Raw genomic sequence first — 16,300 nt, 5'->3', positions numbered from 1 at the left:
CCCAATTTTGTTGTGGGATGGGTGTCCCCACCCGTCCCCTATCCATCCCCACCCCACAATATGGATAATTGATTTCTTCAAATCTTTTTGTCCCTCCTATCTTTCTCATTTCCCTAATCTGCTATTGTTTCTCAAATGAGGTAATGGGTGAGAATCAGATGTTTTTTCGGAAAATTCACATATAGAATTAAAAGGGCAAAAGCGGCAGTGATTACCTGGATTAGGAGGAAAAATTTGACTGAAATTACTGGTTTTCTCCTGATATTTTTGTAAATCGTATTGATGCTTATTGGCAATATTTGCTAAATCTAACTTTAAAGATTCTAATTCCCGATTGTTAATCCTAATTAAATCGGATTTTTTACACATCTCCAGATTATAAAATGATGCTACCGCTTGTAGTCCAGGATAAAGATAACGCGCGGCTAGTAAATAAACTAATGCCTGTCGCTTGTCAAAGGCAGATTTACCAGTTTTAAAATCTAAGATATGCAAAGTGTGATCAGATTCACTGAAAACGCAGTCCATCGCTGCATATAAGCGGAAATGAACATCTTCCTGTTTGACAAAAATTGGTTTGGGAAAGCCTTCATCCCCTCGTGTTAATTGGAGAATGTGTTTATTTAACAGTAACGGGGCATCATGATATTTTTGCAAAATTTGCCGCACGCGCTGTTGTACTTGCTCAGTTGAGTTGTTTAATTTGAGTAACTGGGCAACTTGATCTACACCGTCTGATTGCTTTAACAGATGTCTATTATGATGGAATTCATACACGCCTTTTTGGGCGAGGATACCAATCCTTTGGGGTGCAGTAGCCTTACCTAACAGCGCTTTAACTTGTGGTTCATGTTGACGCGCTTTAATAAACCCCCTCCTCATCTGGCAATGCCAACGTTCTTGTCCTGTTGCTGGGGCGACTAAAGACCAAAGGTGATAACTGGCAAAAGGTCGATTAGTAAATGACATTGCTCAATATCAGTGAGAAAAAATACGTTGGGGGAGACTTGCGGCTACGCACGCTTTAGGGGAAGCTTCCTATAGTATTCAAGATATCCGGGAGAAAGGGGCAACAATGAGCGCTAGTAGCAATTCCAGCAAAATAAAATTTGGTACTGACGGTTGGAGAGGAATTATAGCCGATGATTTTACTTTTCCCAATGTGCGGAAAGTAACAAGAGCGATCGCAAGTTACCTCGAAACAGCCTACACAAAAGATAGACCAGTTCTTATTGCCTACGATACTAGGTTTTTGGCTGACCAGTTCGCTCAAACAGCAGCTGAAGTCTTGGCAGACTTGGGTTGGACTGTAAAAATTACTGATCGGGATTGCCCTACACCAGTAATTGCCTACAACGCCCGGCTGCTAAATTCCGCAGGGGCTTTGATGTTTACCGCTAGCCATAATCCAGCACCTTACTGTGGAATTAAATATATCCCTGATTATGCTGGGCCTGCCACTCCAGAAATTACTGATACCATTGTGGCGAACATTGAAAGTGCCTCAGATGCGCTGCCTGGGAGTGTTCCGGCTGGGGCGATTTCTCTGTTTAACCCCAAACCAGAGTATCTCAAGTTTATCTACACCTTACTGGATGTAGAACGCATCAAGAGTGCGAATTTAAAGGTGAAGTACGATGCCCTTTATTCGACTTCTCGCGGTTACTTAGATGAAGTTTTGCAACACTGCGGTTGTCAGTTAGAAAGTTTTAATACTACTCGCGATGTGCTATTTGGCGGTGGAATGCCCGAACCCAAGGGTGAACAACTAGTTGGGTTAGTGGAGGCAGTAAGAGCCGATAAAGCCGATTTGGGCTTGGCTACAGATGGCGATGCCGATCGCTTTGGTATCGTTGATGAATTAGGAAATTTTCTCACCCCCAATACTGTGCTGTTATTACTAGCACGTCATTTAATTAAAAACAAAGGTCAGAGTGGCGCGATAGTCCGCACTGTGGCGACAACTCACCTTCTGGATAATTTCGCAGCTAAATATGGGTTGCCAATTTATGAAACTGCCGTTGGTTTTAAATTCATCGGTGAGAAAATGCGGGAAACTGCCGTGCTGATTGGGGGTGAAGAATCAGGCGGTTTAAGTGTAATTGGGCATATTCCCGAAAAAGACGGGATTTTAGCCGATATGCTGGTGGCAGAAGCGATCGCCTATGAAGGTAAACCCCTGAGTCAATTGGTCAAAGAAGCGATCGCCGAAGCTGATGGTCCGCTTTACAATGACCGTCTAGACTTGCACCTCACAGAAGCACACAAAACTGCTGTGATCGATTCCTTTACTAAAAATCCTCCCTCAGAGGTAGCCGGGATTAAAGTCAAAGAAGTCGGACGCAAAGATGGAATTAAGCTGTATTTAGAAGAAGGTAGCTGGATTTTGCTGCGTCCTTCTGGTACAGAACCTCTGGTACGCGTTTACATGGAAACCAACTCGGCTGAAAAACTAGCCAAAGTTGCTCAAGAAATGCAAAGTGCGATTGGTAAATTAGAAGCAGTCGCAGTTTAAGAAACCTCACCCCCAGCCCCTCTCCTTGGTCAGGAGAGGGGAGTATGAATTATTATGAAAACTTTGATTCCTATTTTTATATCTCTAGTTGTGGCTATTTGGGTAGTAGCGATCGCCATTATCTCAGTTCAAAATGCCACACCTGTATCTTTAAAATTCTTAACGTTTCAAACGATTCAAATACCAGTAGGTTTAGTCCTGGCTTTCAGCGCCGGAGTGGGTTTAATTGGTATGTCATTACTGCAACCCCTCTGGGGTCTTGTGGGTTCTGGACAGGCTAAGTCTAGGTTAGATGATGATACTGAGTTTTTTGTTGATGATGAAGATTTTTAGTCCTTTCTCACGCAGAGGCGCAGAGAAGGAAAGAGTTATGGGAAAACTAGAGGCGCTTTTGCAAGTCCTGTGAGATTTTTCACCCGTGTCTGATTTTGTATTTTTAACAAATGTCCCTTGCAGAATAAACTCATAACGAGTATGATTTAATAAAGGATACAAAAAAACGAGTTAAGTAAACTTTTGATCATGAGAGTTCAAGAAATTCCATTGCATCAAATTAAACGGCCGTTACCCCGTGTAAACGATCCCAATAAAGTCCAAGCCTTAATGGAATCCATTGCAGCTATTGGGCAGCAAGAACCCATTGATGTCCTAGAAGTAGAAGGACAGTATTATGGCTTTTCTGGTTGTCACCGTTATGAAGCTTGCCAACGCTTAGGCAAAGAAACAATTGTCGCCAGAGTCCGTAAAGCTCCACTTAGCGTCCTCAAGATGCATTTAGCGTGATAATAGAAGTTAGATGTGAGATTTCTCAAACATATAACCAATTAGGAGAAAAATATGTCACCTCAAGCAACAGCCAAAAATGTAAATATCGGTATTGATGACGCAAGTAGGGCTAAAATTGCCGAGGGGCTGTCTCGCCTATTGGCTGACACCTATACACTGTATCTAAAAACTCATAACTTTCATTGGAACGTTACCGGGCCGATGTTCCAAACTTTACATTTAATGTTTGAGACTCAGTATACAGAACTAGCTTTAGCCGTTGATTTAATTGCCGAAAGAATCAGAGCATTGGGACATTATGCACCAGGAACCTACAGCGAATATGCCAAACTGAGTTCAATTCCAGAAACTCCAGGAGTTCCCAAAGCCAAAGAAATGATTAGCTTGCTGGTGGAAGGACAAGAAGCAGTAGTCAGAACTGCACGTTCTATTTTTCCTCTATTGGAAGAAGTCAACGACGAACCCACCGCCGATTTATTAACTCAAAGGATGCAAGTCCACGAAAAAACCGCTTGGATGTTGAGAAGTTTATTGGAAGAATAGGGAGTGGGGAATTTTGGATTTTGGATTTGCGTTAGCGAAGCGTACGCAGCGCAGCGAGTATTTTAGATTGTAGTCTAATCCAAAATACGCCTTATGTGAATTAAAAATGCCCAAGCCATAGCAAGAGTTTCAGGTTGTGGTTTAGCCAAGGTGTTTAAGTATATTGACGTATTTACGACTTTCCAGACTCCAACTCACATAAGCCGTAAAATCTAAAATCCAAAATCTAAAATCTAAAATCTAAAATTGATTGACTAATGACTAATGACACCCAAAAGTTGCAAAATTTGATGCAGCGTGTAAGTATTTCTAGTTTTAAAGGGTTGAGTCGTGATGCTGGTGTCTCAGAACGGCAAATTTTGCGGCTGCGACAAGGGAAACTAGAACAGATGCGGGTGGATGTGCTGTTCAAGTTATCGCAAGTTTTAAAGATTTCATTGAGTGAATTAATAGAAACTTTTTCACCACTCTCTTGTAGAGAAGCGATTAATCCCGTTTCTCCCCACTCCCCACCCCCTAGCCAAAAAGAGATTGCAGAGTTAAAAGCAGAATATCAGCGATCGCAACTGCAATTAGAGCAACAACGAGAAATATTAACACAAGAATTCCAGCAGTCGAGTTTACAATTGCTGGAATCTTTATTATTACAATGGCCGACAGCAGCCCAGAAAGCTCAAGAAAATCCCCAGTTAGCAGCAATTAAAATTGTGCCTTTAGTGCAGAAGCCCTTAGAAAGATTATTACAGGAGTGGGGAATACAAGCGATCGCACCAGTAGGAGCAGAAGTACCATATAATCCCCAAATCCACCAATTCATCGAAGGAACAGCACAACCAGGTGAAACAGTGAAAGTCCGTTACACTGGCTATCTACAAGGCGAAAAGCTACTTTATCGAGCCAAAGTCAGTCCAGTTTGAAAGGAGATGAGGAAGGTAAATTTCCCTACTCCCCACTCCCTACTCCCCACTCCCCAATTAAGCTGGATAAATCCGCAAACGCCGATTGGGTTCTTCGCCAAAACTATCAGATTTGAGTCGATAGTGTTCTACCAACTCATGCTGCATTTTGCGTACCGGCGAAGAACGAGGCAATAACTCTACTGGTTGTCCTTTAGGAATTACAATCTGCTCTACAGCCAGTCTGGCTTCTTCTAGGGCATCCATCTCATCATCGGTGCCACTGTGCAGAAACAATTGCAGTTCCCGGTCATCGGTCATATCCGGATCTTCAATGTTCAGCAACCGCCGTAAACCACGAGTGATCTGGGGAATTGTACTGGACTTAATCATGTGAATTGGCACATGACGAGCTTTGGCCATTTGCCGTAATTTAGCCTGGTTTTTGACGTGCGATCGCAATGCCAAAATTGCATCAGCAGTATCAATGTCTTTTGTCAAGACCACTGGCAAAGTTAATACACCAATCACCTGCTCTAATTGGTGGCGACTCACACCATAGGGGTAAATGTGTAGCGGCAAATCTTCACCATTTGGCCCTGCGTGTCTACTGGCCTTGACATCAAAACTCTCAGAGTAGTTGAAGGATTCATCCAGCAAGCGGTCAAACTCACTACGTCCAGTCATCCGCTCCCGCTCTAAAGACAAAGGAGGCAATGCTACCATTTGTCCTGATGAACGCCAGCCATTAGTCGGTCGCGCTGGTGAGAAAGAATCCTCACTTGTAGAAACCTGTCCACCTCGACCATTGACCACTGATAACTGTCGTGTCATCGCCACCTTGCCTTGGTCATCAACGGTTCTGGTTTGTGGGCTAGGCTGACGGCCTCTCAGCAGAGTATCTACCGTATCAGCCACACTTTCGTGTATTACCCAGCGTTTCCGTTCCAACATTTCCACCGCAATCTCAAAAGTGGGAGGAGCTTTGCGTTCCAAAACCGTCTTTTGACTGCCGCGCCTTCTAGCTTCATCATCTCCTAGAGTCACAGCCTGAATCCCGCCAACTAAATCAGAAAGAGTGGGGTTTTTAATCAGGTTTTCGATTTGGTTCCCGTGGGCAGTACCGACCAATTGCACACCCCGTTCAGCAATGGTACGCGCCGCTAAAGCTTCTAGTTCTGTACCAATTTCATCAATGACGATGACTTCTGGCATATGGTTTTCCACTGCCTCAATCATCACCTGATGCTGAAGTTCTGGTTTTGCCACTTGCATCCGCCTCGCACGACCAATAGCGGGGTGAGGCACATCACCATCCCCGGCGATTTCGTTGGAAGTGTCAATAATTACGACACGCTTATGGAAATCATCTGCTAAAACACGGGCAATTTCTCTTAAAGCAGTAGTTTTCCCCACACCCGGCCGCCCCAGCATGAGAATTGATTTACCAGTTTCCACCAAATCGCGGATCATGCCAATTGTGCCGAATACTGCCCGACCCACGCGACAGGTTAAGCCAATAATCCTACCGCTACGGTTCCGAATAGCACTGATCCGATGCAAAGTTAGCTCAATTCCGGCTCGATTATCTCCGCTAAAGGTTCCGATTTGCTGAATGCAATCATCGATTTGGGCTTGAGTAACGGGTGTTTCGCTCAGATACTCAGCTTGGTTAGGAAAGCGAGCCTCTGGGCAACGACCCAGATCCAAGACCACTTCAACTAAACTATCTCGTTGGGGATGACTCTCTAGGACTTCTCGCAGGTCTTGGGGCAAAATGTCTAATAACTTTTGAAGGTCTTCTTTAATCGTCATGCTTTCTATGGTGACGTTTTTAGAGATAACGTTTACACGCTCGCGCAGCCGAAGTGAACGAGCGATTAGCGCTCCTGCTGTGACTTGATCTGGGAAACCAGGGAATGGGCAAGCTTGACTGCTGGCCAGAGTAATTCGGGTTCTGCTTCGAGGCGAACTTTCGCCTTCACACTGGTTTGACTCACCTCCTGATTCTCTAACTGATCGAGAATTGGTGACAGCAGCACACGGGCGTAGCTACCGTAAGCGATTCCGGAAACATGGGGCTGTGGATGGTACTCTGCACTTTTCAATAGTCCCATTGCCTTTAACTTAACAATGGTGTAGCTATTAGTGCCACCTGCTAACTGCACATATCCCGGTAATTTAGCTGTCAAAACTTTCTGCCCTAGTTTCACCGTTGCTAAAGTAGTGCCATCTCCAATATCACCACTCATAGGACGGCCATCTGTCTGCCAAATTAAGGCACCAGGCAATGGGGTAATTAGTTCAGTAATTGCTTTTAGGTAGTCAATCATGCCCTCGCCATCGGGACAGCTAATGGCTACTACCTTTAGTTGGTCAGCCCACGGTGAGAGTGTTTGCCATAATTGCCGAAACTTTGCCAGGTGTCCGACTTTTGTGTGAATTTCTACGGCATCTACGACCTTTGACATTACGAATGGCGCGATCGCGCCAGCGCTCGACATATATGATTTTGTATAAATTTTACCATAAGGACAAACAGGTATGCAACGTCCACAGCCGTAGCACTTTTGGGCTTCAACTCCCGAAGTGTTTACACTGAGCGACTCGTGCCGAGCGGAGCCGAGGTAAGTCGAAGTGTCATCTATCCGGTTAAATGCGATCGCTTGGGCAGGGCAAATCGTTTCACAGGGTCTAGGGCAATCTGCGGGGCATTCAGTAGAGTTAAACTCTGCTTTGCGAAAATGGGGGTCTTCTCCATCGTTCAGGCTGACCATTAAAAAAGGTAAGTTGCCTTTATAGCCATAACCTCGCGCCTTGGCATCCTCTAGCAAATGCCTGGCTACTTGCAACCCTTCCTGGGCTGCTGCGATTACAGCTGGATCAGCTGCCACATCTATACAGTCAGCACCTGCCAATGTATAGGCTAACGTTAAACTTCTGACGGATGGCAGATGTTGGAAGCTGGCTCCGCAGATCAGCTTGAACCAGTGTCCTTCTTTCAAGGATTGTAAAGGGGCGAACAAATCAGTCACATTTCTATTATGCGGTTACGGGACTAAAAATAGTAGTCTTTAATATAGAAAAACTATTAAACTACTCCCACCTATTTATCGGCGAAGGTGGCAGCTTTCAGAAGCCCTGAAAATTTGAACAACTTTAGTTGTCCGTGGGCGGATTAATTATGTCAATTTTATTACCAATTTGCCAAATTTTTCCAGTCTCTGATCGTGTTAAACGTGTATTTACACTCAAGCGATAAAAATGATTAAAGTACGATGAGTCTACCCAATCTGGTAAAGTTGCTTGTCGCTGCTGCACAAAGATTTTTTGAAAGTTTGGGTAAGCTTCTCCGGAATCAGGATTGCGTGTTGGGACTATGCAACGCTGACACGGGTTGACCCCAAATAAGCTGACATCTCCCACTCGCAAGGAAACTAAATCGCCTTGTTGACTAAATAACTGATCTTCCCAAAATGCTGGTACACCACCAACTTCAATGTTGGCACGGATGCGGCGACGCAGATCATCAACGTTCACACCAGGGAACCAGGAAGCTACTTCTGTTAAAGTCGCTGTACTAATTACTGTTGGCCCTGGTGAGTTGATATCGTCGGGAAAGCCCATGACAGGATTTTGCCCTAATGTCACGGCAAACCCCAGAAAATCACTGAGGCTGGCCGCTATCTCTTGCTGTTCTTCTTCTAGATGAAAGACTCGTGGTGAGTTCTCCTTGGGGGTTTGCAGCGAGATGGTGCGATTGAGAATGTCAAACTGTGATCTAATTAAATGGATTTTACGATTGCCCTTGCCATTGACAAACTTACCCTGTCCGTCAAAAATGGCAAACTCGCGGTCATATTCTAGTGCGCCACTGGCTAGAATCTTTGCTTGCTCAACTTCAACGCCATCCAGTGATTTAATCGGGTAAAGTAGAATTTTGGCTAAGTATGGCATTAATCTATGGATACAATGGTGGTTTATCAAGTCCACCAATATTATTGAGAGGCCAAAAGCGGAGTACAGCACGACCGATAATATTGCCGCGAGGTACAACACCCCAGCAACGGCTATCGTAGCTACTGTTGCGGTTATCACCTAAAACTAAGTATGAGTTAGGGGGTATAGTTTCGGGTTGTGCCAAATAAGCTTGCTGCGCTCCTGACGTGCAAACATCAATTGCTGTGCGCTGCTCGGAATTCAGGTATTTGACTTCCTCCAGGGGTTTATTGTTAATATATACTCGGCCATCCTTGAGTTCTACTTTTTCTCCAGGTAAGGCGACTATACGTTTAATAAATGCGTCGTTGTATTGTTCGTCTTGTAGTGTTTTTGTAGGAGAAAAGACTACTATATCTCCCCTCTGCGGTTCAGAAAACCGATACTTCAATTTATCGACAATGATCTTGTCTGCCTCCCACTGGTTTGGTGTCCCATTCAGTGTAGGTTCCATAGAGCCAGAAGGAATCCAGCGAGCTTCAGCAACAAAAGTACGAATGCCCAGGGCTAGCACAATACTTAATACAACTGTTCTGGCTAGTTCTGCGAACCAGGAATTATCGGGTTGTTGACTAGAATTATTATTAGACACTTGATTTCGCATGAAACTACTGAAGTAAGGGAGGAGTGCAGTATTGAACTCGTTCGGGGAAACTATATTCTTTTATCTTAACGAGTAAATTCTGATTTTCTGATTGAAGTTAGGATCTATGGCTCACGCCACGCTTCGCTATCACAGAGGGATTGATCAGTTAAAAATAAATTTTTTCTTGACGATATGCAAAAATGCATGACGATGAGCGGAATCAAGTTTAACCTAAAAGCAGAAGTATCTGTTTAAATCCTGTTTACCTCATGTCATTTCCCCAAAGTTTACTGATTCGCCACGCTAGTATTATTCTCCCTGATGGTGAATTAATGGTGGGGGATGTGCTGACGCGCGATCGCCAAATTGTGGAAGTTGCACCAGAAATCTCCCCGGATACAACAACTAGACAAATTGACGCACAAGGGTTAACTTTGTTGCCGGGAGTCATTGATCCGCAGGTGCATTTCCGCGAACCAGGGCTAGAACATAAGGAAGATTTGTTTACAGCCAGTTCTGCCTGTGCTAAAGGTGGTGTGACTTCCTTTTTGGAAATGCCCAACACGCGCCCCCTGACCACTACCCAGGAAGCTTTAGACGACAAACTACAACGCGCCTCCCAAAAGTGCGTAGTGAATTATGGCTTTTTTATTGGGGCTACACCTGAAAATTTGCCAGATTTACTTTTAGCCCAGCCGACACCGGGGATTAAGGTGTTTATGGGGTCGATGCATGGTCAATTACTCATGGATCAAGAAGAGGCACTAGAGGCGATATTTGCTCAAGGTCGTCGTTTAATTGCTGTTCATGCTGAAGACCAAAGCCGAATCAACCAACGTCGCCAAGAATTTGCGGGTATTCATGATCCGGCAATTCATTCCCAGATTCAAGATCATGAAGCGGCACTTTTGGCAACCCAACGAGCATTAAAACTTTCTAAAAAATATCAACGTCGTCTGCATATTCTGCATCTATCTACAGGAGTAGAAGCTGATTTGCTGCGTCAGGATAAACCTAGTTGGGTAACAGCAGAGGTCACACCACAGCATTTATTATTGAATACCAGTGCTTATGAAACAATTGGCACTCTGGCACAGATGAATCCACCGTTGCGATCGCCTCACGATAACGAAGTGCTTTGGCAAGCTTTGCGCGATGGTGTAATTGATTTTATTGCTACAGATCATGCACCCCACACCTTAGCGGAAAAAGCTCAAGAATATCCCAATACGCCCTCTGGAATGCCAGGAGTAGAGACTTCCTTAGCGGTGATGTTAACTGCGGCTATGGATGGGCGGTGTACTGTGTCCCAAGTCGTTAAGTGGATGTCTCAGGCTGTAGCTGTGGCTTATGGTATACCGAATAAAGGCGCGATCGCTCCTGGTTACGATGCTGATTTAGTTTTAGTAGATTTAAACACATATCGCCCAGTCAAGCGCGAGGAACTCTTAACGAAATGTGGCTGGAGTCCTTTTGAAGGCTGGAACCTTACAGGATGGGCGGTAACAACCATTGTCGGCGGTGAAATTGTTTATGACCAAGGTCAAGTAAATACAGAAGTACGTGGACAAGCTTTAACTTTTTTGTAGCAAATATTTGGGGTTTTGGGCGATCGGCTCCTGTGGGCGTGGAGTGCGATCGCGTCCGGTGGGTGTGGAGTGCGATCGCCTCCGGCGGGCGCGGAGCGCCATCGCTTCATCGGAATATGATGTATTAATTTCTTGCATAGATCAGGTGATATTTATACTAGAAAAATCGTATAAATACTAAACGCAAATGCCCAGATAGCTCACTATAAATTTTATATTTATCAAATTAATCACTACGTTCATACGTATAGATATAAGCATAACTTCTCATAAAAATCATTTAAATAAATTAATCTCATTACTTTACAATCAGTAACTTTTTGTTTATAGATTCCGAACTTTACCTAGAAATACTAACCGCGAACATAAATGAAAGCAATTGAGGTGCAAATGTTCAACATTTAACTTTTCACTACAATCTTTTTGTATTTAACTATCCGGATTTTTTCTCTAAATAACTGTAGAGAATTAGTAGGGTTAAGTAAACGGGCAAATTTCTGTGGAAACTATGTTTTATACATATAAAAATTTCATATGCACTTAATTTGTACGGTCTTAAAACCTAATTCTGACAGTTCTGATTGTTTTGGGTTTCCGGCCGTGACTGTGCTAAAAAACTTAACATTAGCCAGCAAACCGGAGCAAATAAAGACAAATCAGCATCCGTTAAAACAAACTGAATCACTATTTATCGAGATAATCAAAGCAATGAAGCAATAGGAATAACCGTAGTGTTAGCAGATGAAAAAAATACCAGCATTTACTGAGTAATTCCCATTCATCTCACATCCCTATTCACAAAGATCATCCGCTAGAGGACAGAGTTATGTTAGTTCTCATGTGAATATGACTTCCCTTCAGGGTAAGTATTAAAAATTATCTGGCCGCCTGCTAGATATTACCTGCAAGAGCAATGTTCTGTGACGGTTTGAGTCCAGTTTTAATTCATCTACTGCAATATCATCTGCGAGAATACGCCAATCCTAGCTAACCGCAGCAAAAAGCTAGTAGATGTCAATCTTAACCAGTTCTTAAGTTGAACAGTATTTCATTGATTTTTGAATAATGAAGACAACAATGTTAGTGAATTTTTTTGATGAGCGTGGTAGTGGTAGATAGAATGAGTGTGGAACTCTCCCTCTCTTCTCTTCTCTTTTCTTCGAGACGCTACGCGAACGAGACGCTACGCGGTAAGCGCAGCCATGCCCGCATCGCTTTACGACCATCAGACCAATAGTTGTACTGTTGTGCTGAGATCAAACCATTTGAAATTTTAGATTTGTGAGCTGGCATAGCTGCGGGGCTTGAACCGAAAAGACCAAATGTCAAATGTCGCCCCCTCAACTAAAATTGCCACGGTGAGCCGTTTACCGAGCCTATGGTGGATTGGCTATCATCGCCGAGGTTTTTTGGCATTGGATAGGCTGACACCTTGCACCTTGCTCTCCGGCTTCTTCGGTCACGAGTTTTCTAAATCAACAAAACCTGAGATGCTAGGAATAAATTTGTGAATGGTGCAATTAAACGGTGTAATTTTGGCTTGACGAGTGCCGTCATCCCCGTGAGTCAACAGCAAACTCAGATAAATATCTGGCTTGTAGGGCATTCTTTCTGCCCATTCAATCGCCACAATTCCTGGCATCACCTCAACACCTTCCCAATAAGTCTCTAGGTTCAAGGCTACGACCTCAGAGGGTTCGAGGCGATATAAATCTAAATGGTAAAGGGGTAAACGCCCCTGAGTGTACTCATTAATCAGAGTGAAAGTAGGGCTAACAATTGGTTCGGTGATGCCTAAACCTTGACCAATGCCCTGTACCAGTGTAGTTTTGCCACTACCTAAATCACCTGCTAATAAAATCACACTGCCAGCCGTCAAATTTTGGCCAAGTGTAATGCCCAAACGTAGCGTTGCTTCTGCATTTGCAAGCAAAATATTCATTGACGAGTCAAGATGGAATATTTTTTCTGGCTCCATTTTGAATTCACTTCCCCTGATGGGTTCCACTGTACCACCGCAATAAAACTCGTGCTAGTTTCTGAGGATTGTGACGCACGCAACCTGTTTCATCTTCATACAAGACATTGGCTAAAACAATTCGCCGCCCTAATAGGGTAACATCTTCCCTATCCAAGAATACTGGATGGGAATTTTGTTGAGCATAGCGGATCAGTGATTTTTCAGAGGGAGATTTTTTGTGTACCAATACGGCATCAAACAGCTGTCTTTCTCCGCAAGCAGCATCAATCGCTTTAATGTGGTCAGCAACAGTATATCCCTGAGTTTCACCCGCTTGAGTCATGATATTGCAGATGTAGATGCGAGGGGCTGTAGAATTGGCGATCGCATCGGCAATTTCTGGTACAAGTAAATTAGGAATCAGGCTGGTATAAAGACTACCTGGCCCCACAATAATATAATCAGCTTCTTTAATTGCTTTAATAGCCGTGGGCAAAGCCGGAGGATTAGCAGGGATACAGCCAATCTTGACAATTTTCCCCCCAGCCTTCGGAATACTAGACTCACCCTCAATGCGACGGCCATCATCTAATTCTGCCCAGAGACGAACATCACTCAGAGTCGCTGGCAGAACTTGTCCCCGGACTGCTAGCACCTTGGAACTAGCTGCCACAGCCTGTTCTAAATCCCCAGTAATATCGCTCATGGCAGTTAAAAACAAATTGCCAAAACTATGCCCCGTCAACCCGTCCCCAGCCTTAAAACGATATTGAAATAATTCTGTTAATAACTTTTCTTCATCTGCCAGTGCTGCCAAACAATTACGAATATCCCCTGGTGGTAAAACTCCAAATTCCTGACGCAACCGCCCAGAAGACCCACCATCATCAGCTACAGTCACAATGGCAGTAGTATTGGCACTATAAGTTTTTAATCCCCGTAATAAAGTAGAAAGTCCAGTCCCACCACCAATTACGACGATTTTCGGACCCCGGTACAATCGACGATGTGCCATCAACACATCAATTAAATCCTCTTCGCCCCCTGGTCTTAATACCTGAGTAATTGAACTGACGGTGCGAGTTTGTCCCCAAAACAGCAAAAGTATACCGCCAAGTAATACCAAAGGCCCGCTGATATAGTGGGGTAAAATGCCAGCAATTACTCCCAGAAAACTCCTCACCAACTCCAGCGCCCAAAAAATTGGGGTTAGCCTCACCGATATAGCCAACCCCAAAATTGCCAGCAGTACACCTCCAAGACTAATTAGTAACCAGCGTTTGATGGCTAGCCCCGGAGATAACCACTTGAACCACTGGTTGACACGATGGGAAGTGCGGCGGCGCGACTGCTTTTGCAGGGCTTGGAGGGCTTGTCTGAGAAAACCAATTGACATACCTGATTAGGAGCCGTGCTACAAAATAAATGATTAATAGAAAATTTACACTACTTGGGATGAACACCAAATGTGGAATTCTTAAATTTATCAAGGACTTTAGACTAGCAGCAAGTCGTCAAAGTTGCCAGTTAAATTGAATTTAATGGAAAAACGTATTTTAGGATTAGATCCGGGACTAGCAATTTTAGGATTTGGGCTAATTGCTTGTACCCAAAGTCCGGCTAAAATTCCGGATACATCGGTGACTATGGTAGATTTCGGAATCATCCAGACCTCGGCCAAAATGGAAATGGGACAGCGCCTCTGTACCTTGTTTGACGATTTGCACACAGTGATTCAGGAATTGCAGCCAGATTTGGTGGCGGTGGAAAAATTGTTTTTCTATCGTATGTCAAGTACTATCCTTGTGGCACAGGCTAGGGGTGTACTTTTGTTAGCTTTGGCACAACATAAGCTACCGTATGTTGAATTTACACCTGGCCAAATTAAACTAGCTTTAACAGGTTATGGTAATGCCGATAAATCTGAAGTGCAAGATGCCGTGGCGCGGGAGTTAGATTTAGACGAGATTCCCAAGCCCGATGATGCTGCCGATGCTTTGGCGGTGGCTTTGACAGCTTGGTTTCAGTTGTAGCTATTTGCACCGAGCAGTCAGCCATATTGTGGGATGGGCATCCGGCCCGTCCTGAATGATTAGCGGGCATATTTTTGCCCACTCCAAAAAAAATTTGGGGATATTTTTTTATTTGTCAGTCCCTAAGATGTCATGCCGCTTTTGCCTGAACTAAGAAATTTTTTCACAAATAAGTAACAACAGGCAATGAATTCAGCTTGTCGAAAACCAACAATATTTTGCACAAACTTATAAATGGCTTTCTTACTAGTTCCATTAAACTCTGGAAACCGCACTAAAGCCTCATCTATGAATTTTGCATATTGTGAGTAATCAATAAATAAAGACTCTCTAGCTAGTTCAAAATATGATTTAGCTAAAGCCTGACGATATTTCATGGAAAGTTTGTTTAATTGCAATAATTTTTTTTCACTTTTATCTATAACTATATAGTGGTTTTTTATCCAACGACTTTTAGAAGCAGTAGAAACTGTAGCTGCCGAGCCATGTCGTCTATAGATTGAATAACAGCCTGGTTGATATATAACTTGAGCTTCATTCATTACCACTGAAATAAAAAAATCTCTATCTTGTGCAGCAGTCAAAGTTTCATCCCAACCGCCACTATTTTCTACTGCGGTTCTTTTATAAAGTAAAGCACTTAAAGCCACCCACCAATTTGCTAATAGAGAAGCCAAAATATCTGTTTGTATTTCGGGAATTTCTATTTTATCTAAGAAAAAAGAACCATCAGATAAATGGCGCTGATATCTCCAATCGCCATAAACAACATCGGCTCCTGTTTCTTCTAAAAATTGGACTTGCCTTTCTATCTTTTCAGGCAAAATATAATCATCTGCATCTAAGTACTGAATATACTCTCCTCTAGACAAATTGAATCCTCTATTTCTGGCATAATTTCCCCCTTTATGAGCTAAAGCTTGCCAAATAATTTTATCTTGATAACTTCTCAGAATGTCTAATGAATTGTCTGTAGAGCCATCATCAATCACAATAATTTCAATGTTTGGATAAGTTTGTTGCAAGCAACTATCAATTGCTTCTGCTAACCATTTTTCTGCATTAAAGCAGGGGATGATTACTGAAACTAGTGTTTTTTTTTTCATGGGTATATTCCAATAAATTTGGCAAAATTTGCTGTTATAGGTGCTTTTGTGAGGAAAAAAGTTAAATATCTCTAATAAATCTAGGCTTAATTCGTAATTATGATACCGCAAGAGGTATATTAACTTAGTGCATTACTAGATATTAAAACAAAGTGGTAAGTAGGTGGGCGTAAATAAAGTTAACTGGTCGGGGTCGTCATTTGTCCTTTGTCATTGGTAAGGGTTTCATGGGGTTTACGAGTCGTAATATAGTTCGGTTTTTCCGAGTTCCACTTAATTAATACTCG

The 16,300-nt window shown here is 43.2% G+C and carries 17 protein-coding genes; 8 read left to right on the top strand and 9 right to left on the bottom strand.

Features of this window, described 5'->3' with window-relative positions; translation table 11 throughout:
- Positions 1-105: 105 nt before the first annotated feature.
- Complete coding sequence (locus AACX33_RS09705; RefSeq protein ID WP_193997591.1) at positions 106-969, bottom strand: PD-(D/E)XK nuclease family protein; 864 nt, start codon at positions 967-969, stop codon at positions 106-108.
- A 106-nt stretch (positions 970-1,075) separates the two neighbouring features.
- Here AACX33_RS09705 and AACX33_RS09700 point away from each other — a divergent pair, with 106 nt between their 5' ends.
- From AACX33_RS09700 to grpE, 5 genes are all read left to right on the top strand, one after another.
- Complete coding sequence (locus AACX33_RS09700) at positions 1,076-2,515, top strand: phosphoglucomutase/phosphomannomutase family protein (protein WP_193997592.1); 1,440 nt, start codon at positions 1,076-1,078, stop codon at positions 2,513-2,515.
- Positions 2,516-2,569: 54 nt separating this feature from the next.
- Positions 2,570-2,848: a LapA family protein gene (locus tag AACX33_RS09695; RefSeq protein ID WP_193997593.1), complete on the top strand. Its 279-nt coding sequence runs from the start codon at positions 2,570-2,572 to the stop codon at positions 2,846-2,848.
- Between the two features lie 186 nt (positions 2,849-3,034).
- Positions 3,035-3,298 carry a ParB N-terminal domain-containing protein gene (locus tag AACX33_RS09690; protein WP_193998011.1) on the top strand — a complete coding sequence of 88 codons (264 nt, stop codon included), beginning with the start codon at positions 3,035-3,037 and terminating at the stop codon, positions 3,296-3,298.
- Positions 3,299-3,352: 54 nt separating this feature from the next.
- Entirely contained in the window at positions 3,353-3,844 is a 492-nt protein-coding gene (locus AACX33_RS09685) for a Dps family protein (RefSeq protein WP_193997594.1), read from the top strand.
- 257 nt (positions 3,845-4,101) lie between these two features.
- Positions 4,102-4,761: a nucleotide exchange factor GrpE gene (gene grpE / locus AACX33_RS09680; protein ID WP_193997595.1), complete on the top strand. Its 660-nt coding sequence runs from the start codon at positions 4,102-4,104 to the stop codon at positions 4,759-4,761.
- Between the two features lie 57 nt (positions 4,762-4,818).
- Here grpE and AACX33_RS09675 read toward each other — a convergent pair whose 3' ends face one another.
- The 4 genes from AACX33_RS09675 to lepB all read right to left on the bottom strand — a co-directional run bounded on the left by AACX33_RS09675 (position 4,819) and on the right by lepB (position 9,343).
- Complete coding sequence (locus tag AACX33_RS09675; RefSeq protein ID WP_193997596.1) at positions 4,819-6,555, bottom strand: R3H domain-containing nucleic acid-binding protein; 1,737 nt, start codon at positions 6,553-6,555, stop codon at positions 4,819-4,821.
- A 65-nt stretch (positions 6,556-6,620) separates the two neighbouring features.
- Complete coding sequence (ldpA, locus tag AACX33_RS09670) at positions 6,621-7,775, bottom strand: circadian clock protein LdpA (RefSeq protein ID WP_193997597.1); 1,155 nt, start codon at positions 7,773-7,775, stop codon at positions 6,621-6,623.
- Positions 7,776-7,899: 124 nt separating this feature from the next.
- The gene (locus AACX33_RS09665; RefSeq protein WP_193997598.1) at positions 7,900-8,697 is read right to left on the bottom strand and encodes an MOSC domain-containing protein; all 798 of its coding nucleotides are present in this window, start codon (positions 8,695-8,697) and stop codon (positions 7,900-7,902) included.
- 4 nt (positions 8,698-8,701) lie between these two features.
- The gene (gene lepB, locus AACX33_RS09660) at positions 8,702-9,343 is read right to left on the bottom strand and encodes a signal peptidase I (protein ID WP_193997599.1); all 642 of its coding nucleotides are present in this window, start codon (positions 9,341-9,343) and stop codon (positions 8,702-8,704) included.
- 251 nt (positions 9,344-9,594) lie between these two features.
- On the opposite strand from lepB, the gene AACX33_RS09655 reads away from it, so the two are divergent.
- On the top strand, positions 9,595-10,914 hold the full coding sequence (locus AACX33_RS09655) for a dihydroorotase (RefSeq protein ID WP_193997600.1): 1,320 nt from the start codon (positions 9,595-9,597) through the stop codon (positions 10,912-10,914).
- Here the strand turns inward: AACX33_RS09655 and AACX33_RS09650 are convergent.
- Entirely contained in the window at positions 10,900-11,052 is a 153-nt protein-coding gene (locus tag AACX33_RS09650) for a hypothetical protein (protein WP_193997601.1), read from the bottom strand. The genes AACX33_RS09655 and AACX33_RS09650 overlap by 15 nt on opposite strands.
- A 927-nt stretch (positions 11,053-11,979) precedes the next feature.
- Here AACX33_RS09650 and patS point away from each other — a divergent pair.
- Positions 11,980-12,033 (top strand): heterocyst-inhibiting signaling peptide PatS, encoded by a 54-nt coding sequence (patS, locus tag AACX33_RS26485; protein WP_445253323.1) that lies wholly within the window; start codon positions 11,980-11,982, stop codon positions 12,031-12,033.
- 340 nt (positions 12,034-12,373) lie between these two features.
- On the opposite strand, the gene tsaE is transcribed toward patS, so the two are convergent.
- Together tsaE and AACX33_RS09640 are read right to left on the bottom strand one after the other, a co-directional pair.
- Positions 12,374-12,856, bottom strand: a complete 483-nt coding sequence (gene tsaE, locus AACX33_RS09645; RefSeq protein WP_193998012.1) for a tRNA (adenosine(37)-N6)-threonylcarbamoyltransferase complex ATPase subunit type 1 TsaE — start codon at positions 12,854-12,856, stop codon at positions 12,374-12,376.
- Between the two features lie 43 nt (positions 12,857-12,899).
- Complete coding sequence (locus tag AACX33_RS09640; protein WP_193997602.1) at positions 12,900-14,270, bottom strand: gluconeogenesis factor YvcK family protein; 1,371 nt, start codon at positions 14,268-14,270, stop codon at positions 12,900-12,902.
- 145 nt (positions 14,271-14,415) lie between these two features.
- Here AACX33_RS09640 and ruvC point away from each other — a divergent pair, with 145 nt between their 5' ends.
- Positions 14,416-14,907, top strand: coding sequence for a crossover junction endodeoxyribonuclease RuvC (gene ruvC / locus AACX33_RS09635; RefSeq protein WP_193997603.1), 492 nt, complete (start codon positions 14,416-14,418; stop codon positions 14,905-14,907).
- A 122-nt stretch (positions 14,908-15,029) separates the two neighbouring features.
- Here the strand turns inward: ruvC and AACX33_RS09630 are convergent, their stop codons facing one another.
- A complete protein-coding gene (locus tag AACX33_RS09630; RefSeq protein WP_193997604.1) occupies positions 15,030-16,013 on the bottom strand; it encodes a glycosyltransferase family 2 protein in 984 nt (327 codons plus the stop codon).
- Positions 16,014-16,300 lie beyond the last annotated feature (287 nt).

The sequence above is a fragment of the Nodularia sp. LEGE 04288 genome (assembly GCF_963896525.1).
Lineage (GTDB): Bacteria > Cyanobacteriota > Cyanobacteriia > Cyanobacteriales > Nostocaceae > Nodularia.
The sequence above is the reverse complement of the archived record's forward strand: the minus strand, read 5'-3'. Positions and strand labels throughout refer to the sequence as shown.

Bases quoted from the DNA above. Each gene is read 5' to 3' on its own strand.
- AACX33_RS09650 (WP_193997601.1), bottom strand. From the start codon at position 11,052: ATGCAAGAAATTAATACATCATATTCCGATGAAGCGATGGCGCTCCGC.
- lepB (WP_193997599.1), bottom strand. From the start codon at position 9,343: ATGCGAAATCAAGTGTCTAATAATAATTCTAGTCAACAACCCGATAAT.
- AACX33_RS09700 (WP_193997592.1), top strand. From the start codon at position 1,076: ATGAGCGCTAGTAGCAATTCCAGCAAAATAAAATTTGGTACTGACGGT.
- AACX33_RS09685 (WP_193997594.1), top strand. From the start codon at position 3,353: ATGTCACCTCAAGCAACAGCCAAAAATGTAAATATCGGTATTGATGAC.
- AACX33_RS09665 (WP_193997598.1), bottom strand. From the start codon at position 8,697: ATGCCATACTTAGCCAAAATTCTACTTTACCCGATTAAATCACTGGAT.
- AACX33_RS09695 (WP_193997593.1), top strand. From the start codon at position 2,570: ATGAAAACTTTGATTCCTATTTTTATATCTCTAGTTGTGGCTATTTGG.
- AACX33_RS09630 (WP_193997604.1), bottom strand. From the start codon at position 16,013: ATGAAAAAAAAAACACTAGTTTCAGTAATCATCCCCTGCTTTAATGCA.
- ruvC (WP_193997603.1), top strand. From the start codon at position 14,416: ATGGAAAAACGTATTTTAGGATTAGATCCGGGACTAGCAATTTTAGGA.
- AACX33_RS09705 (WP_193997591.1), bottom strand. From the start codon at position 969: ATGTCATTTACTAATCGACCTTTTGCCAGTTATCACCTTTGGTCTTTA.
- AACX33_RS09640 (WP_193997602.1), bottom strand. From the start codon at position 14,270: ATGTCAATTGGTTTTCTCAGACAAGCCCTCCAAGCCCTGCAAAAGCAG.
- AACX33_RS09655 (WP_193997600.1), top strand. From the start codon at position 9,595: ATGTCATTTCCCCAAAGTTTACTGATTCGCCACGCTAGTATTATTCTC.
- AACX33_RS09675 (WP_193997596.1), bottom strand. From the start codon at position 6,555: ATGACGATTAAAGAAGACCTTCAAAAGTTATTAGACATTTTGCCCCAA.
- grpE (WP_193997595.1), top strand. From the start codon at position 4,102: ATGACTAATGACACCCAAAAGTTGCAAAATTTGATGCAGCGTGTAAGT.
- tsaE (WP_193998012.1), bottom strand. From the start codon at position 12,856: ATGAATATTTTGCTTGCAAATGCAGAAGCAACGCTACGTTTGGGCATT.